This window comes from Mycobacterium sp. E802 (assembly GCF_001666875.1).
Taxonomy (GTDB): Bacteria; Actinomycetota; Actinomycetes; order Mycobacteriales; family Mycobacteriaceae; genus Mycobacterium.
Map to the genome: position 1 here is coordinate 19,237 of NZ_LZJD01000047.1, position 23,672 is coordinate 42,908.

24 protein-coding genes are annotated in these 23,672 nt (G+C 66.3%); 18 read left to right on the forward strand and 6 right to left on the reverse strand.

All coding sequences use genetic code 11. From position 1 onward, the window contains the following. Positions 1–16: 16 nt before the first annotated feature. Positions 17–1,048, reverse strand: coding sequence for an ABC transporter permease (locus tag A5699_RS07260; RefSeq protein WP_197508218.1), 1,032 nt, complete (start codon positions 1,046–1,048; stop codon positions 17–19). A 40-nt stretch (positions 1,049–1,088) separates the two neighbouring features. Then, positions 1,089–1,865 (reverse strand): SDR family NAD(P)-dependent oxidoreductase, encoded by a 777-nt coding sequence (locus A5699_RS07265; RefSeq protein ID WP_067767572.1) that lies wholly within the window; start codon positions 1,863–1,865, stop codon positions 1,089–1,091. Between the two features lie 120 nt (positions 1,866–1,985). Here A5699_RS07265 and A5699_RS07270 point away from each other — a divergent pair, with 120 nt between their 5' ends. The 7 genes from A5699_RS07270 (at position 1,986) to A5699_RS07300 (ending at position 9,810) form a co-directional block, all read left to right on the forward strand. Further along, positions 1,986–2,891 carry a carbon-nitrogen hydrolase family protein gene (locus A5699_RS07270; protein ID WP_082957615.1) on the forward strand — a complete coding sequence of 302 codons (906 nt, stop codon included), beginning with the start codon at positions 1,986–1,988 and terminating at the stop codon, positions 2,889–2,891. A gap of 16 nt (positions 2,892–2,907) precedes the next feature. Beyond that, complete coding sequence (locus A5699_RS07275; RefSeq protein ID WP_067767575.1) at positions 2,908–3,882, forward strand: cyclase family protein; 975 nt, start codon at positions 2,908–2,910, stop codon at positions 3,880–3,882. Between the two features lie 21 nt (positions 3,883–3,903). Beyond that, positions 3,904–5,610, forward strand: coding sequence for a dihydroxy-acid dehydratase (locus A5699_RS07280; RefSeq protein ID WP_067767578.1), 1,707 nt, complete (start codon positions 3,904–3,906; stop codon positions 5,608–5,610). A 118-nt stretch (positions 5,611–5,728) separates the two neighbouring features. Next, a complete protein-coding gene (locus A5699_RS07285) occupies positions 5,729–6,397 on the forward strand; it encodes a GntR family transcriptional regulator (protein ID WP_142253927.1) in 669 nt (222 codons plus the stop codon). A 309-nt stretch (positions 6,398–6,706) separates the two neighbouring features. Then, positions 6,707–8,332 (forward strand): chaperonin GroEL, encoded by a 1,626-nt coding sequence (gene groL, locus A5699_RS07290; RefSeq protein WP_067767581.1) that lies wholly within the window; start codon positions 6,707–6,709, stop codon positions 8,330–8,332. A gap of 160 nt (positions 8,333–8,492) precedes the next feature. Further along, positions 8,493–9,245, forward strand: a complete 753-nt coding sequence (locus A5699_RS07295) for a hypothetical protein (RefSeq protein ID WP_067767584.1) — start codon at positions 8,493–8,495, stop codon at positions 9,243–9,245. Further along, complete coding sequence (locus tag A5699_RS07300; protein WP_067767587.1) at positions 9,238–9,810, forward strand: hypothetical protein; 573 nt, start codon at positions 9,238–9,240, stop codon at positions 9,808–9,810. Before A5699_RS07295 ends, A5699_RS07300 begins: the two co-directional genes overlap by 8 nt. A 335-nt stretch (positions 9,811–10,145) precedes the next feature. Here A5699_RS07300 and A5699_RS07305 read toward each other — a convergent pair whose 3' ends face one another. Beyond that, a complete protein-coding gene (locus A5699_RS07305) occupies positions 10,146–10,484 on the reverse strand; it encodes a type II toxin-antitoxin system VapC family toxin (protein ID WP_231965637.1) in 339 nt (112 codons plus the stop codon). A 90-nt stretch (positions 10,485–10,574) separates the two neighbouring features. Beyond that, positions 10,575–10,796, reverse strand: a complete 222-nt coding sequence (locus A5699_RS07310) for a hypothetical protein (protein WP_067767593.1) — start codon at positions 10,794–10,796, stop codon at positions 10,575–10,577. 393 nt (positions 10,797–11,189) lie between these two features. Between A5699_RS07310 and A5699_RS07315 the strand changes: the two genes are divergently transcribed. From A5699_RS07315 to A5699_RS07345, 7 genes are read left to right on the forward strand one after another with little or no spacing between them, the layout of a single operon-like run. Then, positions 11,190–12,461: a DUF4878 domain-containing protein gene (locus A5699_RS07315; RefSeq protein WP_067767596.1), complete on the forward strand. Its 1,272-nt coding sequence runs from the start codon at positions 11,190–11,192 to the stop codon at positions 12,459–12,461. Positions 12,462–12,469: 8 nt separating this feature from the next. Further along, complete coding sequence (locus A5699_RS07320; RefSeq protein ID WP_067767648.1) at positions 12,470–13,471, forward strand: MoxR family ATPase; 1,002 nt, start codon at positions 12,470–12,472, stop codon at positions 13,469–13,471. A 5-nt stretch (positions 13,472–13,476) separates the two neighbouring features. Beyond that, entirely contained in the window at positions 13,477–14,376 is a 900-nt protein-coding gene (locus A5699_RS07325; protein WP_067767599.1) for a DUF58 domain-containing protein, read from the forward strand. After that, positions 14,366–14,839, forward strand: coding sequence for a hypothetical protein (locus A5699_RS07330; protein WP_067767602.1), 474 nt, complete (start codon positions 14,366–14,368; stop codon positions 14,837–14,839). The genes A5699_RS07325 and A5699_RS07330 overlap by 11 nt, the downstream gene beginning before the upstream one ends. After that, entirely contained in the window at positions 14,830–15,906 is a 1,077-nt protein-coding gene (locus A5699_RS07335) for a hypothetical protein (RefSeq protein WP_067767604.1), read from the forward strand. The genes A5699_RS07330 and A5699_RS07335 overlap by 10 nt, the downstream gene beginning before the upstream one ends. Beyond that, positions 15,903–16,958: a VWA domain-containing protein gene (locus tag A5699_RS07340; protein ID WP_067767607.1), complete on the forward strand. Its 1,056-nt coding sequence runs from the start codon at positions 15,903–15,905 to the stop codon at positions 16,956–16,958. Before A5699_RS07335 ends, A5699_RS07340 begins: the two co-directional genes overlap by 4 nt. Then, positions 16,958–18,010, forward strand: a complete 1,053-nt coding sequence (locus A5699_RS07345) for a hypothetical protein (RefSeq protein WP_067767610.1) — start codon at positions 16,958–16,960, stop codon at positions 18,008–18,010. Before A5699_RS07340 ends, A5699_RS07345 begins: the two co-directional genes overlap by 1 nt. Positions 18,011–18,043: 33 nt before the next feature. On the opposite strand, the gene A5699_RS07350 is transcribed toward A5699_RS07345, so the two are convergent. Continuing rightward, positions 18,044–18,427 (reverse strand): hypothetical protein, encoded by a 384-nt coding sequence (locus A5699_RS07350; RefSeq protein ID WP_067767613.1) that lies wholly within the window; start codon positions 18,425–18,427, stop codon positions 18,044–18,046. Positions 18,428–18,519: 92 nt separating this feature from the next. On the opposite strand from A5699_RS07350, the gene A5699_RS07355 reads away from it, so the two are divergent. From A5699_RS07355 to A5699_RS07370, 4 genes are read left to right on the forward strand one after another with little or no spacing between them, the layout of a single operon-like run. Beyond that, entirely contained in the window at positions 18,520–19,392 is an 873-nt protein-coding gene (locus A5699_RS07355; protein ID WP_231965638.1) for an ABC transporter substrate-binding protein, read from the forward strand. A gap of 19 nt (positions 19,393–19,411) precedes the next feature. Next, positions 19,412–20,407 (forward strand): iron ABC transporter permease, encoded by a 996-nt coding sequence (locus tag A5699_RS07360; RefSeq protein WP_082957617.1) that lies wholly within the window; start codon positions 19,412–19,414, stop codon positions 20,405–20,407. Further along, on the forward strand, positions 20,404–21,204 hold the full coding sequence (locus tag A5699_RS07365; RefSeq protein ID WP_067767622.1) for an ABC transporter ATP-binding protein: 801 nt from the start codon (positions 20,404–20,406) through the stop codon (positions 21,202–21,204). The genes A5699_RS07360 and A5699_RS07365 overlap by 4 nt, the downstream gene beginning before the upstream one ends. Then, positions 21,204–22,565, forward strand: coding sequence for a bifunctional adenosylcobinamide kinase/adenosylcobinamide-phosphate guanylyltransferase (locus A5699_RS07370; RefSeq protein WP_067767625.1), 1,362 nt, complete (start codon positions 21,204–21,206; stop codon positions 22,563–22,565). The genes A5699_RS07365 and A5699_RS07370 overlap by 1 nt, the downstream gene beginning before the upstream one ends. Positions 22,566–22,569: 4 nt before the next feature. Here the strand turns inward: A5699_RS07370 and A5699_RS07375 are convergent. Then, positions 22,570–23,672, reverse strand: a 1,103-nt coding sequence (locus A5699_RS07375) for an amidohydrolase family protein (protein ID WP_157561138.1), incomplete at its 5' end; no start/stop codon positions are given.

The window sequence follows — 23,672 nt, forward strand, 5'->3', positions numbered from 1 at the left end:
TCAATACTCCTGTCAATCACTGCTTTTGTGGGTGGACGGGTTCATTGCGGAATCTGACGAATCGCCGCCAGTCCACGCCGCGCAGGATGATGGCGGCCGCCAGCACCAGGGCCTGGATGAGCAACTGCATGGCCGTCGATGCACCGGCGGCCAGCACCACCTGTCCCAGCTGGGTGAGGAACAGGGCGGCGACGGCGGTGGCGATGATCGATGAGATGCCGCCGCGCAGGAGCGTGCCACCGAGAACGACGGCGGCGATGGTGGTGAGCTGATAGCTCTGGCCCAGCTGTAGATCGGGCGTGCGCAGGTAGGCGGCGAGCAGCATGCCGGCGGCCGCGTAGGCAGTCCCGGCCAACACGTAGGCCATCACCCCGTGGATGGAAGTGTGAATACCTGCGATACGCGCGGACGGCACGCCGGCGCCGACGGCGATGAACCGGCGACCCGCCACGCTCTGCTTCAACACCAGGTGGGCGACCACCACCAGCAACGTTGCCAACAGGAACAGCGTCGGAACCCCGGCGAAGGAGCTGACCGCGAAGGCGCTGACGGCAGGATGGGCGGTGCCCGGGAATCCACCGGACACCACCAGCACCAGGCCGGTGAGCAATGAGTTCACCGCCAGCGACGCCACGAAGGCGGCAACTGAAAACCGCACCACTGCAACGCCGATCACCAAACCGGACAGAGCCCCTGCGGCGATGCCGAGCAGCACACACGCCGGCGTGGGCAGCTGCCCGCCCTGGGCGAGCTTGGTGACGCAGACGGCGGATATCGCCATTACCCCGGGCACTGACAGGTCGATGCCGCCGTGGGTGATCACCAGGGTCTGTCCCAGCGCGGCGATCGCCATGACACCGGCGAAGGGCAGCATCGCGGTGAGCGCTGATGGCGTCACACTGCCTGGCGCGATCAGCGGGCTGATCACAAACACGACGATCGCGAGCAGCCAGATCGGCATGAATCGGTCGGTGCGGATGCGGTGTAACAGCGTCGGGCCGGGCGGCAACCGATTGTCCGGCCCGGCTTTCGACATCAGAGATGACATGGTCGGCTCCTCGAAAGGCATTGTGCTGGGCAGTGTTCGGTCAGACGCTGGTGTAGCCGCCGTCGACGGCCAGGGCCGCCCCGGTGACGAAGCTGGAGTCGGATCCCAGCAGGAAGGCGATGGTGGAGGCCACCTCGCGTGCTTCGGCGACGCGCCCGATCGGGTGCGCCGCATAGAGCGCTTGACGGGCCGCGTCGGGGTCGGGTTGTGACCCGAGGTAGGTCGCGAGCTGCGCGGTCTCCACGGTGCCGGGACTCACCACGTTGGCACGGATTCCGCGTCCGGCATATTCGACGGCGATCTGCCGGGTCAGCTGCGCCACAGCGCCTTTCGATGCGCAGTAGGCGGCTTGATTCGGCAGCGCGACCGTCCCGGAGATCGACGACAGATTGACGATCGAACCTGGTCGGCCGATGTCGGTGAGACGGCGCACGAACTCGCGGCAGATCAGGAAGACGCCTGTCACATTGACCGACTGCAGCGTGTTCCAGTCGTCGAGCGTGGTCTCGGTCAACGGTTTGGAGATCATCACGGCCGCGGAGGTGACCAGGCCGTCGATCACGCCGAACTTTTCATACCCCGCGGCGAGTGCGTCCGCGGCCGCAGGTTCGTGCGATACATCGCCGACGACGGTGACCGCCTGACCGCCGGCGGCTCGAACGTCGTCGGCCACCCGTTCCAGACGGTGCTGGTCGATGTCGACCAGCACAAGTCGGTGGCCGCGCTGGGCCAGCAGGGACGCGGTGGCCGCGCCGATCCCGCTGGCAGCGCCGGTGATCAGGGTGGTGTTGGCCGGGGTTGATGGGGCGTCAGTCATCAGCAGAACCGCCCGTCAGCACATTGCATGCAGCACGCAGAGTATCCCACGTCACATACATTGACATGCTGCATGCAGCATGTCAATGTGAACGGACGACCTTATGGAAGGGGGTAACCGGTGTCCGACGACGAGTCACGCCGAGGCCCATTCGCGCTCGGCGCCGGCGCCGCAGACGCCGCGGACGCCGTCGTCGCCGTCGCCCAGGTCCCCTCGGTACTCGGTGACCCCGTGGCCAACATCGAGTCGGTCGGGCAGTGGTGGCGGCGGGCCGCCACCCGGGGCGCGGCACTGACCGTCTTTCCCGAGTGCGCACTGTCCGGCTACATGATGGACTCGCGCGATCAGGTTGAGGCCGCGGCTTTGCGCGTCACCGACGACCGGCTCGATTCCCTCGTCGAGATCGCCGCGGACACCGGAACATTCGCGGTGGTGGGCCTACTCGAACGTGCCGATGACAAGGTCTACAACGGTGCCGTGCTGATCGGCCCCGGCGGCATCGTAGGTTCCTATCGCAAGCAGCACCTGCCCAGGCTGGGCGCCGACATGTTCGTCGACCCCGGTGACGGTGTGGCGCCCCGGGTTTACGACATCGGCAGCCTGCGCGTCGGAATCATGATCTGCTTCGATTTGAGGTTCCCGGAATCGGCCAGAGAACTGGCCCTCGGTGGCGCCGATGTCATTGCCATGCCGACCAACTGGCCGTTGACTGGGGGCTTTCTCGCCGATCACATGACCCGAGTGCGGGCAGTGGAAAATCTGGTATATGTGGCCGTGGCCGACCGGTGCGACCGCGAATCCGGCACCGACTTCCTCGGCCGCAGCCAGGTGGTGGCGCCCTCCGGTGAGGTGCTGGTCGACGCGGGAAGCGGAGAGGGGATCGCCGTCGCACCGGTCGACGTCGCCCAATCCCGCACCAAGACCTTGACGTTCGACGACCCGCCGTTCTCGCTTCCGGTGTTCGACGGACGCCGGCCGGAACTGTATTCGGCGCTCACAAAGCCCGCCAACCCCACGACCCGTTAGGCAGGAGAAGACCACCATGTGTGGACCCGGCATCATCGACGAGCGCACCCGTGACCTCATCGCCGCGCACGCCGCGAAGTTCCGCGAGATCACCATGAGTCCGTTCGGCCCGGACGACGAGATCGGCATGCTGAACCTGATCAGCGCCGAGAAATCACGAGAGGTGATGCGGGCCGCCGACGGAGGCAAAGCGATCGACCTCTCCGTCGACTACTTCGTCGGGATGCCGTCCTGGACCAAAGCCGGCGACCCGGGATTCCAGCAGTGGATGACGCATACACCCAACGGGACCGTGCTCGACGACATCACCGGCGTCGGCGTCGACCAGAACCATCTGGTGTCGTACTCGGGCGACGCGATGTCGATGTACACCCACTGCGGTACCCACATCGACACACTGAACCACTTCGGTTATCACGGCAAGATCTTCAACGGATACGAAGCGGCGCAATGCATCAGCTCGCGACACTGGATCAAGTGTGGGGCCGACAAGTTTCCCCCGATCATCACGCGCGGGGTGCTGTTCGACATCGCCGGTCTGCACGGGGTCGACGTGCTGCCGGACAACTACGGCATCGGGGCAAAGGATCTCGCCGATGCGCTCAAGCGGCAGAACGTAGAATTCCAGCCCGGCGATGTCGCGCTCGTACGCACCGGCCGCATGAGGTACTGGCCAGACACCGATCGCTATATCGACAACGCCCCCGGCCTGAACCGGGAGGGAGCGGAGTTTCTCGCCGAGGCCGGGGCCGCCGTCATCGGTGGTGACAACCTGGCACTCGAGCAGTCACCGTCACCTGATGCCGAGAACTGGCAGGTGGTGCACACCTACCTGCTGGCCGAGGCCGGCGTGCCCATCATGGAGGTGGTCGACTGCGAAACCCTTGCCGGGGAAGGACTTTACGAGTTCGCCTTCATCGGCGCCTGCATGAAGGTGCGTGGTGCAACCGGCGCCCCCATGCGTCCGCTGGCGATGCCGCTGCTGCCCTGACCGGGCACCGAAAGGATCTACATGTCTGAATCGTCCGGGTATCAGCCGGGCACCTCGGCCGTCGACAGCAGTCGGACGTCGTACGGGGATGCCGGCTTCAGCCGTTACCTGCGCAGGGCATTCCTGGCCTCCGCGGGCTACGACGACGAGAGCCTCGAGCGGCCGATCATCGGGATCGCGGTCACTCAAAGCGATTACAACACCTGTCACCGTGACATGCCCGCGCTGCTGGCGGCGGTCAAGCGCGGGGTGGAGCAGGCCGGTGGGCTGCCGATGGACTTTCCCACGATCTCACTCGGCGAGATCCTCACCTCCCCGACGACGATGTTGTTCCGCAACCTCATGGCGATGGACACCGAGGAGATGATCCGGGCCCTGCCGATGGATGCGGCAGTGCTGCTCGGCGGTTGCGACAAGACGGTGCCGGCCCAACTGATGGCGGCCGCCTCGTCGGACATCCCGGTGATGCTTGAAGTCGTCGGACCCATGATGACCGGCTCGTGGCGCGGCGAGCGGCTGGGTGCGTGCACGGACTGCCGACGGTTCTGGGGCGCGCACCGTGGTGGTGAGCTCGACGGGGACGAAATCGTCTCGGTGCGACAGGAATTGGTGTCGACCACCGGAACCTGCACGGTGATGGGAACCGCATCGACAATGGCGGCGCTGACCGAGGCGCTGGGCATGATGCTGCCCGGCGGTGCGACGCCGCCCGCGGTGAGCGGGGCACGGTTGCGGCATGCCACCCAGACCGGCAGGCGTGCAGTGGAATTGGCCCGGACCGGGGGACCGCTGCCGCGGGAGGTGATGACGCGTGAGGCGTTCGAGAACGTGATCCGGGTGTTGGCGGCGATCGGCGGTTCGACCAACGCGCTGATCCACGTGATCGCGGTCGCGCGTCGGGCGGGGGTATCGCTGGAGCTCGCCGACTTCGACAAGATCGGTTCGGACACGCCACTTCTGGTCGACTGCAAGCCGTCCGGCGCCGGCTACATGGAGGACTTTCACCGTGCCGGTGGCGTGCCGGCGTTGATGACCGAGTTGGCGCCGCTACTGCATCGCGACCATCGCGGGGTCAGTGGACGCTCGGTTGGCGAGCTGATCGCGGACACGGACGGACCGGCAGAGTGGCAGAACACGATCCGGCGCCGAGACGATCCACTGGGACCGCCGGGGGCATTGGCGGTGTTGTCGGGGTCGTTGGCGCCGAACGGGGCGATCATCAAGGCCTCGGCCGCCAGCCCGCACCTCATGCAGCACACGGGTCCGGCGCTCGTCGTCGACAATCCGGCTGATGCGTCGACGATCCTGGATGACCCGGATCTGGACGTGACGCCCGAACATGTACTGGTGTTGCGGTTTTCGGGGCCGGTGGCGGCTGGGATGCCGGAAGCGGGTGCCCTGCCGATCCCCGCGAAGCTCGCCCGGGCCGGGATCCGGGACATGGTGCGCGTCTCGGATGCGCGGATGAGTGGCACGTCGTACGGGACCGTGGTGCTGCACTGCGATCCCGAGGCGGCCGTGGGCGGTCCGCTGTCGGTGGTGCGTAACGGGGACCTGATCCGGCTGGACGTGCCGAACCGGTCGATTGATCTGCTGGTGCCCGAGGAGGAGATCGCCGAGAGGCTGCGATCGTTCACGCCTCCACCGCGGGCCGCGCGGGGTTGGCGGAGGCTCTATGAGGAAACAGTCTTGCCTGCGAGTCAAGGTGCCGACCTGTCTTTCCTGTGAGCAGCCACGACACGGCGTATCGGAACCAATACGGCGCATGCTGCATGCATTTATGCTGACGGGAATGTGCTGGTCGATCAGGGGGACGTGAAACGTGTTCGACCCCGGGCAAGTTTCGTTGACCGATCGTGTCTACGAAGAGTTGATGCGCGCCGTCCGCGCGGGCGAACTGCAACCCGGCACGATGCATTCGGTGGTGGAGATCTCGAGCCGTCTCGGGGTGTCACGGACTCCGGTGCGCGAGGCGCTGCTGCGAATGGCGAGCAATGGCATGGTGCGCTTTGAGCGCAGCCGCGGCGTGCGAATCCTGGAGGTGTCCACCCGTGACATCGAGGAGATCTATTCGCTGCGGATGATGCTGGAGGTGCCCTCGGCCTACCGGGCTGCTGAATTACTGACCGACGAGCTGCTGGGGCCCATCGAGGAGGCTTTCGGTCGGATGCAGGACGCGGCCAAGGCGGGCGACGAGTCCGATTTCCAGGCCGCCGATGTCGACTTCCACGCCGCGATCCTCAATGTCGCGGGCAATCGGCGAGTCACCGAGGTGGCGGCGAACACCCGTATCCAGATGATGGATCGCGGCCTGTCGACCACCGCCACCCGCACGCTGGCCGACATCCTGCTGGTGCACGAGCGCATCCTCGACGCCCTTCGTGCCCGTGACCCGCAAGCCAGTGCGGCGCGGATGCGCGACCACCTGGTCGAGACGGTGGGGTTGCTGCTGACCCAGTCGACCGGCGACGAGGCCTCGGTTGACGCCTACACGCCGCCGCCGCTGCCGGTGTAGCGCCGCCGGTATAGGTATGCCGCGCCGACTTCTACCCCCTGGTCGCGGCGAGGCGCTCGGAACCGCCCTGACGTGGAAATCGGCGACGTTCGCCGCAGGCGTAGCGGGGAACTCGAAAGGCGCCGGTCCAAACCTTGCACTCACCCTGGTCGAGTGCTAAGAATGCAGTTGGCACTCTCGATCAGTGAGTGCTAGGTCGGGACGGTGAGACCGGGGCCGCACCTGCGGGAGCACACCTTGGTCGTCCGTCGCGGGCACTGCGCCCGACCGAAAAGACGTGCATCCCCAATCCGGAGGAATCACTTCGCAATGGCTAAGACAATTGCGTATGACGAAGAGGCCCGTCGCGGCCTCGAGCGGGGTCTGAACGCCCTCGCCGACGCGGTAAAGGTGACGCTGGGCCCCAAGGGTCGCAACGTCGTCCTGGAGAAGAAGTGGGGCGCCCCCACGATCACCAACGATGGTGTGTCCATCGCCAAGGAGATCGAGCTGGAGGACCCGTACGAGAAGATCGGCGCTGAGCTCGTCAAAGAGGTCGCCAAGAAGACCGACGACGTCGCAGGCGACGGCACCACCACCGCCACCGTTCTGGCCCAGGCCCTGGTTCGCGAAGGTCTGCGCAACGTCGCTGCCGGCGCCAACCCGCTCGGCCTGAAGCGCGGCATCGAGAAGGCCGTGGAGAAGATCACCGAAGGTCTGCTCAAGTCCGCCAAGGAGGTGGAGACCAAGGAGCAGATCGCTGCCACCGCCGGTATCTCCGCCGGTGACCAGTCCATCGGTGACCTGATCGCCGAGGCCATGGACAAGGTCGGCAACGAGGGTGTCATCACCGTCGAGGAGTCCAACACCTTCGGGCTGCAGCTGGAGCTCACCGAGGGCATGCGCTTCGACAAGGGCTACATCTCGGGTTACTTCGTGACCGACGCCGAGCGTCAGGAAGCCGTCCTGGAGGATCCCTACATCCTGCTGGTCAGCTCCAAGGTCTCGACCGTCAAGGACCTGCTGCCGCTGCTGGAGAAGGTCATCCAGTCCGGCAAGCCGCTGCTGATCATCGCCGAGGACGTCGAGGGTGAGGCCCTGTCGACCCTGGTGGTCAACAAGATCCGTGGCACCTTCAAGTCTGTGGCCGTCAAGGCTCCGGGCTTCGGTGACCGCCGCAAGGCCATGCTGCAGGACATCGCCATCCTCACCGGTGGCCAGGTCATCAGCGAAGAGGTCGGCCTCTCGCTGGAGACCGCCGATGTCGCGCTGCTGGGCCAGGCCCGCAAGGTCGTCGTCACCAAGGACGAGACCACCGTCATCGAGGGTGCCGGCGATGCCGACGCGATCCAGGGCCGTGTCGCCCAGATCCGCGCCGAGATCGAGAACAGCGACTCCGACTACGACCGCGAGAAGCTGCAGGAGCGCCTGGCCAAGCTGGCCGGCGGTGTTGCGGTGATCAAGGCCGGCGCTGCCACCGAGGTGGAGCTCAAGGAGCGCAAGCACCGCATCGAAGATGCCGTGCGCAACGCCAAGGCCGCCGTCGAGGAGGGCATCGTCGCCGGTGGTGGCGTGGCCCTGCTGCAGGCCGCCCCGTCGCTGGAGGAGCTGTCGCTCACCGGTGACGAGGCCACCGGCGCCAACATCGTGCGTGTCGCGCTGTCGGCTCCGCTCAAGCAGATCGCCTTCAACGGTGGTCTGGAGCCCGGCGTCGTCGCCGAGAAGGTCGCCAACTCGCCCGCGGGCACCGGCCTGAACGCCGCCACCGGTGAGTACGAGGACCTGCTCAAGGCCGGCGTTGCCGACCCGGTGAAGGTCACCCGCTCGGCGCTGCAGAACGCGGCGTCCATCGCGGCGCTGTTCCTCACCACCGAGGCCGTCGTCGCCGACAAGCCGGAGAAGGCCGCCGCACCTGCGGGCGACCCGACCGGTGGCATGGGCGGTATGGACTTCTAGAAGTCCTGCTGCTTCGGCGAGAACTACCCGGGAAGGCCCGGTCTGCTTCGGCAGGCCGGGCTTTTTCGTGGGTGCTCAAAACTCGCTCGCTCCTGTCGGTGGCCTGTGCCATGGTGCACTCGTGGGGCATGCACTTCCTGATTGCATCGGGATTACGCGGGTGGATGAGAAGACCAGCGAATACGCCTACCTGGCGCAGCATCACGACGAGCTCGTGGGGGCATCGGCTCCCGACGGCTGGTTCGTGTCCAGGTGGCTGGATGACTCCGGGGCGATGTTCGTTCTGAGCAGGCACCAGGCGGGCTATTACAACGGCAGCGCGCACTTCGACGGCAACGTCACCGCCACTCTCGGAGAGGCCGACTGGATCAAGGACACCGTCTACGTAACCGCTTCGGTTCTCGGCACCGACGGCGCCACGGCGACGCGACTGTGTGCCGCGTTCGGCCAGTTCCCCTATTTCGCCGAGCTCGATCCCGAGGTACCGCAGGAGGCGGTCATCACCGGGCTGGCTCGTGAGGTCACCGTGTACGCGAACGCCGAGGTGTTCGACCGTTCGAGCGACGGCGACGTGGGTCCGCTGAAACAGTCCATCGAGATGCCCGATGGCACGGTGGTCCGTCGTCTTCGCTACGGGGTTGGTAGTTTTCTTCCGACCGGAATGTTCGGCGATGAGACCACGCCGATGGCGATCGTGTTCGGGGAGGTCGAGGAGGCCTTTGCCCGCACCGTTTCCGATACCGCAGCGACGTTCCACGTTGCGCGGGTCACGGTGGTCGGCTGCCTGCCGATCTACGTCTGCTGGCCCGAATATCTCGCCCCGGTACCGGTGCTGGGCAGCATCATTCGGGTCAGTGCGTTCCTGACCGCCTTCATGCCAGCGCTGTGGGAACGGTTGCTGGCGGATGAGTGAGTGGGATGCGTTTGTCTTCTGCACCTGTTTTCAGGACGGATTGACAACCGAACCGCCGTATCCGCGATCGGACCTAACCATCAATCGATTCGGTGTGGTGACGCTGGCTGATAGCACCGATCACACGAAAGACCCTGAGACTCTGATGGATTGGCGGCAGGGATGGGTCGGCTTCGACTTACCGTTCGACGAGCCAAACCCGCCGTGCGTACACGAATACATGAAGTTGGTGTCGGTCAGCCCGTTCTATACACCCGCCAACTGGCCCGACACCGACCCGTATGAGTTTCAGGGCTGGCTGAACGACAGCGAATGCCCAGTTCTCTCCGAAGTCCTCTACCGGCGGCAATTCCCTGACTACCCGTCCGGCGGGATCTGGGTGGTCGGAAAGGAGGTGGGTGCCGCACTGGCCGAATTGGTGCGATTCGTGCCGCGTGTCCGCCGGGGCTTACGGACCGAGGATGCCTATTTCCTCGAGAACCTGCAGACTCTGCTCGAAGCATCTGTGCAGACCGGTAACCCGATCATCTGTCATTACAACGGGATCGCCGACGATGCATGGTGATTTCACGGGATGGTCTGTTCGGGTCGGGTGATGCTGTTCGGTACCGATATCGACGCCGCGACGACGGGGCGCGTACGGATGGAACGACGTCGCACCCGACCATGGCTTCCGGCTACCGCCAGACACAGCGCTGGACGGCAAGCCCCGCCGCACGAGTGGAAATCCTCGACCGTCTGCTCGGCGAGAACCATTTCCGGGGTCAAAGAGAACAACGTGCAAGAGCCAGACCGACGGTTGCTGAGGTTCTCCGGTAAGACGGACTCTCTTCAGTCAACGCTGACCGACTGATGAACTGTTCTCGATGCGCCTGGATTGCCGGCGTTCGCGTGCGACTGTCAGGGTCCGCGTTCTGGCAGCAAGGTAAGAACTTGAGCGCGGTTGGGGCGGACAACGCGAAAGTGCCTGTGGTCGAGCGTCGCGATCTCGTCCACACCAAGGCGCTCAGCGAGCGCAATCACGGACGCGTCGGTGGTGCCGAGCGGCAGATTGTCATAGCGCGCCACCAGTTCGGCGACTCGGGTCACGTCAGCCTGGGTAAGGCTGATCAGCTCAAAAGTTCGGTTGGCCACGGACTTGAGGAATGCCACCTCAGCGAAAGTTCCGAGCTTGGTCTCCAGCATGTAGCCGACCTCCGCCAGCACCCGTCTGGGGCAGAAGTAGTCGGCGATTGGCACGTCGGAGATTGGTGAACAGGTCCACGCACGCCTGGTGGTCGGCGTCCTTTCGGTCTGCTGCGGCGAAGATCGGACCCGTGTCGCAGACGATCACGAGCGCCGGGAACCGAAGCCCTCGGCGAGGATTTTATCGACGCGACGTGCGTTGTCAGTGCGGCCATCGCTGGATTCTCCGATGCCGAAGAACTGGGGTGGCCATTCCCCACGCGGGCTCTCCGTTGACAGCCGCCGGACATCGGCGAGCACCGCCTCGACCTGATCATCGGGCAGGTGCTCGATCAAGTGAATCAGCTCGTCGCGACTCGCTGTCATAGAAGCCAATTGTAGGCGGGCAGGCCGACAGGAGCCGGACACCGACCTGGTTCAGGTGAACAGAGTCCTGTCCTCGTGGGAATGCCGCCGATTCTAGGGGTGCGGTTGCTCTGCAGTTCATTCTCGGCTCGGCGGTGATTTTCTTCCAGCAACCGGCGCCCGAGTGGAAATGCTCGACCGCCGCCGTACCTGTGGGCGACCGACCGGTGGCATGGGCGGTATCGACTTCTAGGAGTCCTGCTCTTTCCTTTGCTCTGCTGCGCCCCTGCGTGGCGCGGTAACCCGGTACGCGTGGCGTGATACCGCCGTGATACGGTCGGCCAGCGATAGCTGTCGTGGCGTCTTGTGGGGGGAGATCAGATTGTTGTCGTTTCGCACGAGCGGGTTTGCTGCGTGACGCAGCCGCCGCATTCGCCGTTCGGAGGACCCAACCCCGTCGACGGATCTACGCCGCAGAATTCCGGCTACCGTCAGGCACCTCCGCCGCCACCTCTACCCCAACCCCCGCAGTGGGGCGGTCCCGCGCAGCCGGCCGCGCCCCATCACGCGCCGGCCGGGCACGTCGCCCCCGGTGGGCCGCCGGCACCCGCTCAGGCCGGCTGGCAGGGCCCGTTGCAGCGCGACTTCAATAACCTGCAGCCCGGGTTCACGCCGGCACCACCGCGTCGCAACAAGAAGGCACTGCTCATCACGGCAGGCGCCACCGCTGCGGTGCTCCTGGTCGTGGCCATCGTGGTGGGTGTCGTGTCGTTCTCGGGCGGTGGCGCCGGCGATATCAGTGCCCACGGCGCCAGCTCGCCCACCGACGCGGTCAAGGGCTATCTGGACGCGCTGTCGAAGGGAGATGCCAATGCCGCGTTGGCATTCGGATCCGATCAGCCGGCGTCGAAGGAGTTCCTCACCGACGACATCCTGAAGCAGCAGATCGCGAAATGGCCCATCACCAACGTCCGGGTTCTCAGTGCCAACGAGACCGGCGACATGGCGCAGGTGCACGTGGTGGCGAACTTCGGTGAGCAGACCTCCGATCAGACGCTGCTGGTGAAGAAGCAAGACGGCGGCTGGAAGCTGTCCACGGCCGCTGCCAAGCTCAATCTCGCCGCGTCCACCCTGACCGCCAATCCGGTGACCGGTCAGCCGCTCGCAGCTCCGCCGATATCCCTGTTCGGCAAACCGATTTCGAGCGGCTCCACGGTCTATGTGCTGCCCGGCTGGCTCGATCTGGGCTCGGCGAACAAGTACATTTCGGTGACGGCACTGCGGCCGGTGCTGCTGGACAGCCTGGTCACACAGGGGGCGGCAATGCCATCCCCGGTCCAGGTGCAGCTCAGCGAGGCCGGATCGGCAGCAGCCAAGAAGGCCGTCGCCGACGCGGTCGCCGAATGTGCGAAATCCACGGCGCTTTCGCCGCCCGGATGTCCGCAGAACGTTCCCAACCCCTCGTTGGCCGACGGCACCGCGCACTGGGAAGCGCCCAATCTGGACAACCTCCAATACTCCTTCATGTCGTATGACATGACGCTTCGGGTGCTGGGCACATCGGAGTGGAAGCTCACCGCCAACAGCACCGACGGCACACCCATGCAGGGCACGCCGCTCATCCCGTTGATGGGGGAGATCGACATGACCCATGACCCGTTGACCGTGAAATGGATGGGCCGATGAGCGTCACGATGCCACCCCAGCGGGCACCCCAGCCCACCCGCGACGAGCTCGACCGGGCGCGCGCCGTGGTGGGCGCGCTGTCGAATGCCTTCGCGGCCAAAGTGGTCGGCCAGACCGGGTTGCAGCAGAGCCTGCTGGTCGGTCTGCTCACCGGCGGTCATGTGTTGCTGGAAAGTGTTCCGGGACTGGCCAAGACGACGGCCGCGCGGGCCGTCGCCGATGCCGTCCAGGCCAAGTTCCGGCGCATCCAGTGCACGCCCGACCTGCTCCCCAGCGACATCATCGGCACCCAGATCTTCGATGCGTCGCGGGGCGCCTTCCACACCCAGTTGGGCCCGGTGCACGCCAACATCGTGCTGCTGGACGAGATCAACCGGTCCAGCGCGAAGACCCAGAGCGCCATGCTGGAGGCGATGGAGGAACGTCAGACCAGCATCGCCGGCGAGATCTACAAGATCCCCGAGCCGTTCCTGGTGCTGGCCACCCAGAACCCGGTCGATCAGGAAGGCACCTATCCGCTGCCGGAAGCGCAGATGGACCGGTTCATGTTCAAGGAGATCCTGACGTATCCGACGCCCCAGGAGGAGTCGGAGATGATCTTCCGGATCGATGCGGGTGTGTATGCGAACAACCGGACCGCCGCGGTGGCCTCGTTGGATGACATCCTCTACCTCCGCGATGTGGTGCGACGCGTCTACCTGGACCCCGCGATCGTCAACTACATCACCCACATCGTCGCGGTGACACGTGCGCCGCAGCAATACCTTCCGGCGAACTTGGCCCGGCTCATCGAGTACGGCGCCAGCCCGCGCGCGACCATCGCCTTCACCAAGGCCGCGCGGGCGCTCGCCCTGCTGTCGGGGCGCAATCACGTTCTGCCCGACGACATCAAGGCGCTCGCGCACCGGATCCTGCGGCACCGGCTGATCCTGGGATTCGAGGCGGTCGCCCAGAACGTCACTCCGGAAGTCTTGATAGACAACGTCATTCAGGCAGTGCGTACCCCGTAGTCGCGATGGGAGTGCTACTGCAGGAGGTGAAGGCCCAGACCCTCGCCGGTAACCGGCTGTCGGGGCCGAACGGGGTGTCGCGGGGACTTCTCGAGGGGGAGCATCGGTCGATGTTCCACGGGCGCAGCCTGGAATTCGACGATCTACGCCCCTACATTCCCGGTGACGACGTCCGCGACATCGACTGGAAAGCGTCGGCGCGCTCGACCGACGTGCTGGTGAAGCGGTTCGTCTCCTACCGTCAACAGCGCGTCCTGATGGTCACTGATCTCGGTCGCAACATGCTCGCGCTGGCCGCCGGCGGTGAAGTCAAACAGCGTGTGGTCCTCAATGCCGTGGGCCTGGTGGGACTGCTCGCGATCAGCAAGGGCGACGAGATGGGCCTGGTGTACGGAGACGCCACCGGATCGGTGCACATGCCCAACCGGCGCGGTGAGGCGCATCTGGAGCACATCCTGGAGCGGGTCAACCGTCATCAGGTCGCCGACAGCGACCGCAGTGACCTCGGCACCCAATTGCAGTACGTGCAGCAGCATTTCCGTCGTCGACATATTGTCTTCGTGATCTCCGACGAGCCCGACGTCTCAGCGGAATTGGACGAACAGTTCCGTAAGGTGGCGGCCCGTCACGACGTGTACTGGATCACCGTGCGCGATGCCCCGCTGATCGGTGTACCGGCGTTCGGCGGCGAGGGGTACGACGTCGACAGCGGCAGAACCCTGCTGCGCGAGGAGATCCTGGGCCACCGGGTGCTGGAGGCCTACCGCCGGGCCGAGGCGCAGCGCGAGGCCGCGTTCGCCGACTACGTCAACAGCTCGGCGATCCCGTGCGCCCGGGTGGCCGCCAGCGGCGAGTTGTTCGGGGCCGTCACCCTGATGCTGAAGAAGGCCAGCCGTGGCAAATGACCATCTGAAATGGATCGTGGCGCCGCTGCCATATTCGGTGGGCTGGCTGGTGTTCGGTGTGCTGCTGATCCTCGGCGTCATCGGATGGTTCGTCGGCGTATGGGTGTGGACGCTTCCGGTGCAACGGCTGCGCACCATCCCGGTGATCCGGGACATCAGCGCCCGGGTGTTGCGGCGTAAGTTCAGCGCGGCGATCAGCCGGATCAGCGAGCGGCATCACGCCGGAGAGCTGACGTCGCGGCAGGCCTACACCGCGATGAGCCGGATACTGCGCAACTTCGTGTACCTGCAGACCGGGGTCGCCGCGCAGTACATGGCCCTCGGTGAGGTGGCAGACAGCCCTGCGGCAGCAGCAGCACCTGCGGTATCAGCCCTGTACGCACGACAATTCGACCTCGAAGACAGCCCAGACGTCGCTGCCACGGCAGCTCAGGTGCGGAGCACGATCCTGTCATGGAGCTGAGGTGGGGATGGATCGTCATAGCCGGCCTGGTGGCGCTCGTCGCCATCGTGCTGGTGGCATTCCTGTGGCCGATGCGCCAGCAACCGCGCCGGCTGCGTCCACTGGCCTGGGTCGGTCGGCTGACCGAACTGCCCGAATACGCCCGGGCGTACCGGCGCTATCGAATCCTGTTGGCGGCCATCGCCGCCACCACGGTCGCCGTGCTGCTGTGCGCAATCGTCGCGACCGCCCGTCCGGTCAGCACGCAGGCCACTGCCGCCGAGATCAACCGCGCACATCCCGAAGACGTGATGCTGTGCCTGCAGGATGACCCGGCCACCCACGACGCGTCGGTGATGTTGTCCTACTTCGCCGACCAGGCCGCCGATTTCGACACGCAACGCCTCGGCTTGACATCCCTCACCAACCGGGTGATCCCGCTGACCCGCGACTACCCCTTCCTGCAGGAGCAGCTCGGCCGGTACGCGAGCCTGGAACGGTTGCAGTCCACCCAGAATCCGACGCCGGAGGACACCGCTGTCCTGCAACGCGCCCAGCACGAATTCGGCCGCATGGTCAGCTACTCGGACTACCAGCTGACCGCCAACGATGCACTTGCCATGTGCCTCAACGGTTTCCCAGGCGTCGGGAAGCCGTCGGATGCCCGGCGCTCGGTGATCTACATGGGCCCCGCCGGTGCGTCGGAGAAGCCGATCTACTCCGATGACGCGCTCGCCGAGCTGGCGCGGTCGTCGGGAATCCAGGTCAACGTGTTGACCAGAACGACTCTCGACGCCAGCGGTGGGCTCAGCGGTCTCGCCGAGGCCACCGGTGGACGCTTCATCAGCTATGTCGCGGCGGCGTCCGCCGGAGGAGCCACTGGTGGCATGGCGCAAGACAGTCAGGACAATCTGGACAAGGCCCTACGCAGCCACCTCGACGACATCCGTTCACATCCACCGGCGCTGACCCGCTCGGACGGGACGATCATGGTCGAGCAGGTGCGGGACCGACCCAATCTGGTGCTCACCATCGGCCTGATGATCGTGATCGTCTTCTCGATCAGCCTCGCGGGGGTGCGGCGATGACATTCGAGCCGATCCTGCCGTGGTGGATCTTCCTGTTGCTGGCCGGGCTGACGCTGGTGCTGCGGATGTACACCCTCTATCGGGTGCTCGTGGTCGTCGGGAAAGGCAGCCAGCGCAAGGTCGTCGTGCGGTGGAGCCTGCTGACCCTGGTGATCGTGTGCCTGTTCGCGGCGGCGGTGCGGCCGGGGATCGAGGGAGACCGCCACGCGGTGAATCAGGCCGCGGCGGCGGAGGCCGCCAACAGCAACGTGAACGTGTTCTTCGTGGTGGACCGATCGCTCAACTCCCGCGCAGAGGACTTCGGCAACAACCAGTTCCGGATGGCCGGGGTGCGCGCCGACATGCAGTCGATCGTCGATCAGTACCCGGACGGACGCTTCTCGATCACCTCGTTCGCCACCAAGGCCAGAGTGGACTGGCCGCTCTCCGACGACATCTGGAGTCTGCGGGCACTGCTCAAGGACTACTCGGCCTACGAGTCGGATTTCGACTCGGTGTACCAGGTCGACGTCGGCGCCGCGGACGAACAACTCAAGCGGCAGCTCGAACTCGCCGCCCAGGAGTATCCCGGGTCGAACAATCTGGTCTTCTATCTCGGGGAGGGAGCCGGGGTTTCGAGGCGGGCGGCGACGACGTTCGACGTGCCGGCCGATCTGGTGGCCGGCGGAGCGGTGCTCGGATACGGCACGGCCGCCGGCGGTCCGGTGGCCAGTCGGCTGGCCGAGAATGGGGAGAAAACCTACTTTCCCGATCCGTCAGGTGCCGGCCCACAGTTTCTTTCGGTGCTCGACGAAGCGTCGTTGAAATCCGTTGCCGAGCAACTGCATGTGCCGTACTTCCACCGTGACCTCGGTGCCTCGACGTCCACGCTCATCCCACCGCTGGATGAGGATTCGTCGACCGCGGTAGCGCAGGAAGTGTCGTTGCCGGGGGACCGCACCGAGTTCTACTGGGTTTTCACGGCGATCGCGATGCTGTTGATGTTCTATGAGTTGTTCGCGATGGCACGCGAGTATCGGGTCTCCCGCATGACCAGCCAGCGGGGTGCGTGATGTTGAAACAGCGCAGTGTTTCGGCATTCCAGTCGGCGATCAGGTGGGTCCGCGCGTTCTTCTCACAGGGGCCGAGCCGGAAAGTGCTGCGGCGTAGGCTGATTCTGTTCTCGATTCTGCCCGCCGTGGTGCTGGTGGCGATCGGCGTCAAACTGGTGACGATGGTGATCTACGGCCACTCGGCCAGATCCCATTACCTCAGCTATGACTCGTACGGCTTGACCGACGACGTACGTAGGCTCAAGTCGTTCAACGTGATCGACTCGTACAAGCCATATTTTGCCGACGGCGACCGCTACGTGCTGGAAGGGAAATTGGCCGACGCGGAGTCGGAGTTCAAGAAGTCGCTGTCGCTGGTCAGCCCGGAACGATCATGTCCGGTCCGGATCAATCTCGAGGTGGTGCTCGAGACGCTGGGCGATCTCAAGAACGCCGACCAGAACCGCGAAGAGGCCAAAAAGTTCTGGACCGAGGCGCTGAAGGTGACGCAGGAGGCGCCCGGCGGCTGCTTCGACACCACGACCGAGCCCGATGAGGAGCGCCGCGCGCACCTCAACGAAACCGAACAACGACTCCAGGACAAGTTGAAGGACCCGCCGCCGTCGCAGGGTGGTGGCGGCGGTGGCCAGGATGGTGGCGGCCAAGGCGGCGGTGGCGGCCAGGGCGGTGGTCAAGGTGGCCAAGGCGGCAGCGAAGGCGGTCAAGGCGGTGGTGGCCAGGGTGGTGACCAAGGTGGCCAGAGTGGCCAGGGAGGTCAAGGCGGCCAGGGCCAACCGGACCAGGGCCAGGGAGACCAGGGACAACCCGGCCAGGGGCAATCCGGCCAGGGTCAACAGGGCCAGGGGGCAGATCAGGGCGGTGCCGGCCAGAACGGTCAGGGCTCGGGCGGAGTGACAGATCAGTCCACGCGAGACACCGTCGGCGCGGACCGCATCGCCACCGAATCGAACGGGGTGGCCACCCACCAGTTGAATCCCGGACAAGGTGACCCGGGTGACGTCCTCAAACGACTGCTGGAAGATTCCAACGCCACCGGTACCGACCGGGAGTGATCACCGCCGCTCGGCGCCGCGGCACGACTCGCCTCAGTTCTCCGACAAGACGATGCAGTCACTCTCGCATTGACTGCTGGGCGGGCCGGGCCGGGCAGCTCGTCGATGCAGCACGGCCCGACTGGGCACGATGTGCTGGATCTGGTCTTCGGTGGCCCCGGCCTCACCGCGACCGTCGACGATCAGCGAATACCCGCCGGGCACACTCGGCGGGCAGACCAGGGTGACGTCTTTGTGCTGGGCCAGGTTTTTGCGGGTGTGCCCGCCGACCGGGCCGACGTGAATGACCCCGTCGACCAGGTGGGGCTCCACCGCCACCGTGTGTGCGTGGTAGTTGTCGTCGACCGTGACGAGGTAGGCGAACGTGTAGTCCGCCAGCTTGTCGGCCAGCTGGTTGAGGTCCACTTTCACGCTCATGACGTGAGGATAGGCCGGTTGGGCTCGCTGGGTGCCCGACCGGCCAGACTAGGCTGAGCCGGACAACCGCCTCGGACGAAGGATTGGTTCTGGTGAGACGCGTGCGCGCCTGGCTGGCGGTGTCATCGGCGTTGCTTCTGCTCGGTTGCGCGCCTGTACCGGGGCCGGCCGCAACGGAGGGCCACAGCGCACCGCAGCGCATCGTCTCCCTCAGCCCGTCGGCAACCGAGACGCTGTGGGCGATCGGTGCGGGCCCGCAGGTGATCGCCGTCGACGCGCAGTCGAATCATCCGGGTGACGTGCCGACGCAGGCCGATCTGTCCGGGTATGAACCCAACGTCGAGGCCATCGTGCGCTATCAACCGGACCTGGTCGTCACGGCCGATGCCCCCGACTACCTCGTCTCGGGCCTGAAGGCGGCCGGCATCGAGTTGTTGGCGTTGCCCGCCCCCGCCACCCTCGACGACGCGTACGCCCAGATCGAGAAGATCGGTGCGGCGACCGGGCACGCCGCCGACGCCACGGAGTCGGTTTCGCAGATGCGCCGAAAGATCAGTGCGGCCGTCGACACCGCTCCGAAAACCCACCTGAGCTACTACCACGAACTCGACCCGATGTTGTTCAGTGCCGGCAGCGCCTCCTTCACCGGTCAGCTCTACAGCCTGTTCGGTTTGGTCAACATCGCCGACAGCGCCGGAGGTGACCCGTATCCCGAACTGTCCGAGGAGTACATCGTCACCGCGAACCCCGATCTGATCCTCCTGGCCGATGTGCAATGTTGCGGCACCAGCCGGACCTCCGTTGCGGACCGGGCCGGATGGGCCGACGTGTCGGCAGTTCGCAACGGCCACATCTACGAGCTCGACGCCGACGTGGCCAGCCGGTGGGGCCCACGCATCGTCGACATGGTGCAGACGATCGCCGCTGTGATTTCCGAGGTGCACGCTGTCCCGGCCCGGCGGTGATCGTCGCCGCGTCTGGGTGATGGCTGCGGCCGTGCTCGGGGCGCTCGGCGCCGCGCTGCTCGCGACGTTCGTCGGCCCGGCGGGGTTGCCGCCGCGCGGGGTGCTGCTCGCGCTGGCCGACGGACTACCGGGCATTGATGTCGATCACGGTCTGACGGCGTCCCAGCATGCGGTGCTGTGGCAGATCCGATTGCCGCGGGTGGTGCTCGGTGCCCTGGTCGGCGGCACCCTCGCCATCGCCGGCGCCGCCTATCAGGGCGTCTTCCGCAACCCGCTGGCCGATCCGTATCTGCTCGGCGTTTCCAGCGGGGCGGGTCTCGGTGCTACCGCGGTGATCGTATCCGGCTTGGCGGCAAGCACTTTCGCGGTACCGGTCGCGGCGTTCGCCGGCGGCATTCTGGCGGTCACCGCCACGTACCTGCTGGGCCGCGGTGTGGGCGGTGGGCGCACGGAAGTGGTGATCATCCTGGCGGGTGTTGCGGTGGCCGCGTTCGCCAATGCGGGGCAGACGTTCCTGCAACAGCGTTACGACGAGTCCATGCGTCAGGTGTACAGCTGGCTGCTCGGGCGACTGAGCACCGATGGCTGGAGCGAAGTGGGCGTCGCGCTGCCGTATGTGGTGTCGACGATCGTGGTGATCCTGCTGTTCGCCCGGATCCTCGACGTGATGGCCGTGGGGGACACCGAGGCGGCCAGCCTCGGGGTGGACCCGGGCCGGGTGCGGCTGCTGCTGGTTGCGGTGGCGACCTTGGGCACGGCGGCGGTGGTCAGCGTCAGCGGACTGATCGGATTTGTGGGAATCGTGGTGCCGCACGCGGTTCGGTTGGTGGTCGGGCCCGGACATCGGTTGCTGCTGCCGTTGTCGGTACTGTTCGGCGCCGCTTTCCTGATGCTGGCCGACGTCCTGGCGCGCACGGTGATGGCGCCGGCCGAACTTCCGATCGGCGTGGTGACGGCGGCCATCGGGGCGCCGTTTTTCCTCGTGGTGCTACGCCGCAGTCGGAGGTTGCCATGACGGTTGCCCTGACCTGTACCGATCTGACGCTCATCCGGCGGGAGACGGCGGTGCTCGGGTCGGTGAACCTGACAGTGTCTGCCGGCGAATGGGTCAGCGTGGTCGGCCCCAACGGAGCCGGCAAGACCACGCTGCTTCATGTGATCGCCGGCTTGGTGCCGGCCGGCAACGATGCGCGCTTGACCGGGACGGTACGGGTGGCCGGTCTGGACCCACACACCGTGCGTCGCAGGCAGATTGCCGCGGAGGTGGCGCTGATGCCGCAGCGGCCTGTCGTTCCGGAAGGGGTGACCGTGACCGAATTGGTCACCCTGGGCCGGACACCACACCTGCCGCGGTTTGCCGCACCGTCGGCCGCCGACCGTGACGTGGTGACCGGTGTGATCGAACGACTCGGCCTGCAGGACATCGCCGCCCGTGTCGCGACCGAGCTTTCCGGCGGTGAACTGCAACGCGTGGTGCTCGCCCGGGCCCTGACGCAGCAGCCGTCTGTGCTCCTGCTCGACGAGCCCACCAGCGCACTGGATGTCGGCCACCAGCAACAGGTCCTCGAGTTGGTGGACACCCTCCGCGCGGCCGACGGCATCACCGTGATCGCCGCGATGCACGATCTGACATTGGCGGGCCAATACGCCGATCGGATGCTGATGCTTGCCGCGGGGCGGGTGGTCGCCGACGGCACTCCCACCGAAGTGCTTACCGCCCAACGGATCGCCGAAATCTACCAGGCCCGTGTCGATGTGGTCGAGCGCGGCGGGCGGATCGCGGTGTTGCCGGTTCGGGAGCCGGTGCGCTGATGGATGTGATGTTGTTGGGCACCGGCAGTGCCGACGGCTGGCCCAACCCGTTCTGCAGTTGCCGGTCGTGTCGGTGGGCGTTGACAGCCGGTGAGATCCGGGGGCAGACCGCCGCGCTCGTCGACGATGTTTTGTTGATCGACTGTGGTCCGGAAGTGCCCCGGGCCGCACTGCGCGCCGGGCGAACGCTGGCCGCGGTGCGCCACATCCTGTTGACCCACGGCCATTTCGACCACGTCGGCCCGGCAGCCCTGGTCATGCGGCACTGGGTGGGCCGGACCGAGCCGCTCGACGTGATCGGGCCGCCGGGTGCTCTCGATCAGTGCCGCGACTGGGTGGGCCCGGACGACCCGATCCGGTTCCGCGCCGTATACCCCGGTGAGGAGCTCACCCTGCCGGTGCCCGGTGGCGCGTATACGGTTCGGGTGGTGGCGGCCGCGCACACCGATGCACTCGTCGACGATGCCGTGCTGTACGACGTATCCCGCGGTGATACAAGACTTCTGTGGGCGACCGACACCGGTCCGCTGCCCGACGCGACCCACGCGGCCATCGCCGCGGCCGGGTTCGACGCGGTGTTCCTGGAGGAGACGTTCGGCCCCAAGACCGACCACGGCACCGACCACCACGACCTGCCGTCGTTTGCGCGCACGCTGACCCAGATGCGGGAATCCGGCGCGATCGGAGACCACACCGACGTCGTGGCCGTACACCTAAGCCATTTCAACCTTCCGGGCCCCGAATTGTCCACGGCGCTCACGCAATACGGTGCGCGTGCCGGCCGGGACGGCGAGGTGGTGCGGGTGGGCACGCGCCGTTCCCCGGTGGCATCCCCGACTTCCCGCACATTGGTTCTCGGCGGCGTGCGTTCGGGGAAATCGGTACACGCCGAAGGGCTGCTCGCCGGGCATTCGCGGGTCCGGTACCTGGCCGCCGGTGGGCCGCGGCACGGCGATCCGGAATGGGCTCAACGGGTCCGGCAGCACCGGGCGCGTCGCCCACCGGAATGGCACACCGTCGAAAGCTCCGATGTGGCAGGCCAATTGCGCACCGCCCAGACGCCGGTCCTGCTCGATTGCCTCGGCACCTGGCTGGCCGCGCGGATGGATCGGCACGGCTGCTGGGACAGTGGACAGCTGGTGCCGGTGCACGACGACATCGACGAGGTGGTGGCGGCGTGGCGTCAGTGCACCGTCACGGCGGTGGCGGTGAGCAACGAAGTGGGTAGTGGGATCGTGCCGGATACCGCGTCGGGCCGCATCTTTCGCGACCTGCTCGGGATGGTGAACATGCGGATCGCCGCGGAATGCGATGACGTGCTGCTCATGGTGGCCGGCGTCGCGATTCCGCTGCGCGGCTGACCCCTTACGCGGGTGCGGCCTGGCGACCGCGAACCAGCCGGCCGGGCCGCGCGTCCGTCGGAACCCCGTTCTCGGCGATGATCTCGCCGGAGACGACGGTGGCGACATAGCCGTCCGCGGTCTGATCCAGGCGACGACCACCACCCGGCAGGTCGTAGGCCACGACGGGCCGGTGCAACCGTAGCCCGGCGTGGTCGATGACGTTGAGATCGGCCTTGTAACCCACCGCGATTCGACCTCGATCGGCCAGCCCGGCGACCCGGGCCGGGACCGACGTCAGCTCCCGCACCACGTCCTCGACGCTGAACGTCCCGGTGGCGCGGTCGCGTACCCAGTGGGTCAACAGGTAAGTGGGAAAGCTGGCGTCGCAGATCATCCCGTAGTGCGCGCCGCCGTCGCCGAGACCCAACACCACGTCGTCGCGCCGCAGCAACTCGGCCACGGTGTCGAGCGAGTTGTCCCGGAAGTTGGCCAGGGTGACCAGCAGCATGGCGTGTCCGTCGTCGTCGAGGACGCGGTCGTAGGCCTCCTCGAGCGGGTCGACGCCACGGGCACGGGCTCGCGCGCCGATGGAGTTCGACGGATCGGGCTCGTAGTCGGGCACCTCACCGAGCGGATACATGTAGTCCCATGCCTGCACCGCGAACATCAGCGGGTGACCGTCGCTGGCTGCGGAGTCGTTCAGAATGCGTTGCCGGACTTCGGGTTTACGCATCTCGGCGACCCGTTCGGCCAGCGGCAGATGGGCGATCTCGCGGTAGCTCGGGTAGAGCACGAACGGGTTGCCCGACAATTCAAGCCCGAGCACCAGGCCGATGGGCCGCGGGAAGATCTGGGCAGTGATCTGCCCGCCGTTCGAGTTCGCCTTCTCCACCATGCGCAGCGCGTCCTCGAAGAAGGCCGGCCCGGCATTGCCGATCGCCAGCGTGAACGTCACCGGCAACCCGACGTCGGCGGCCACGTCGAACACGGTCTGCAGGGCCGGTTCATAGTCACCCGCCACCAGATCGGGCACGAACTGGATCAGGCCGCCGCCGGCGTCGTCGACCCCGCGGGCGATCGCCTCGATTTCGGCATAGCCGGCGTCGTAACTGGGGATGGGGCGCC

Coding starts and splice junctions, on each gene's coding strand:
- A5699_RS07260 (WP_197508218.1), bottom strand. CDS start 1,048: ATGTCATCTCTGATGTCGAAAGCCGGGCCGGACAATCGGTTGCCGCCC.
- A5699_RS07265 (WP_067767572.1), bottom strand. CDS start 1,865: ATGACTGACGCCCCATCAACCCCGGCCAACACCACCCTGATCACCGGC.
- A5699_RS07275 (WP_067767575.1), top strand. CDS start 2,908: ATGTGTGGACCCGGCATCATCGACGAGCGCACCCGTGACCTCATCGCC.
- A5699_RS07280 (WP_067767578.1), top strand. CDS start 3,904: ATGTCTGAATCGTCCGGGTATCAGCCGGGCACCTCGGCCGTCGACAGC.
- groL (WP_067767581.1), top strand. CDS start 6,707: ATGGCTAAGACAATTGCGTATGACGAAGAGGCCCGTCGCGGCCTCGAG.
- A5699_RS07300 (WP_067767587.1), top strand. CDS start 9,238: ATGAGTGAGTGGGATGCGTTTGTCTTCTGCACCTGTTTTCAGGACGGA.
- A5699_RS07310 (WP_067767593.1), bottom strand. CDS start 10,796: ATGACAGCGAGTCGCGACGAGCTGATTCACTTGATCGAGCACCTGCCC.
- A5699_RS07320 (WP_067767648.1), top strand. CDS start 12,470: ATGCCACCCCAGCGGGCACCCCAGCCCACCCGCGACGAGCTCGACCGG.
- A5699_RS07325 (WP_067767599.1), top strand. CDS start 13,477: ATGGGAGTGCTACTGCAGGAGGTGAAGGCCCAGACCCTCGCCGGTAAC.
- A5699_RS07335 (WP_067767604.1), top strand. CDS start 14,830: ATGGAGCTGAGGTGGGGATGGATCGTCATAGCCGGCCTGGTGGCGCTC.
- A5699_RS07340 (WP_067767607.1), top strand. CDS start 15,903: ATGACATTCGAGCCGATCCTGCCGTGGTGGATCTTCCTGTTGCTGGCC.
- A5699_RS07345 (WP_067767610.1), top strand. CDS start 16,958: ATGTTGAAACAGCGCAGTGTTTCGGCATTCCAGTCGGCGATCAGGTGG.
- A5699_RS07350 (WP_067767613.1), bottom strand. CDS start 18,427: ATGAGCGTGAAAGTGGACCTCAACCAGCTGGCCGACAAGCTGGCGGAC.
- A5699_RS07360 (WP_082957617.1), top strand. CDS start 19,412: ATGGCTGCGGCCGTGCTCGGGGCGCTCGGCGCCGCGCTGCTCGCGACG.
- A5699_RS07365 (WP_067767622.1), top strand. CDS start 20,404: ATGACGGTTGCCCTGACCTGTACCGATCTGACGCTCATCCGGCGGGAG.
- A5699_RS07370 (WP_067767625.1), top strand. CDS start 21,204: ATGGATGTGATGTTGTTGGGCACCGGCAGTGCCGACGGCTGGCCCAAC.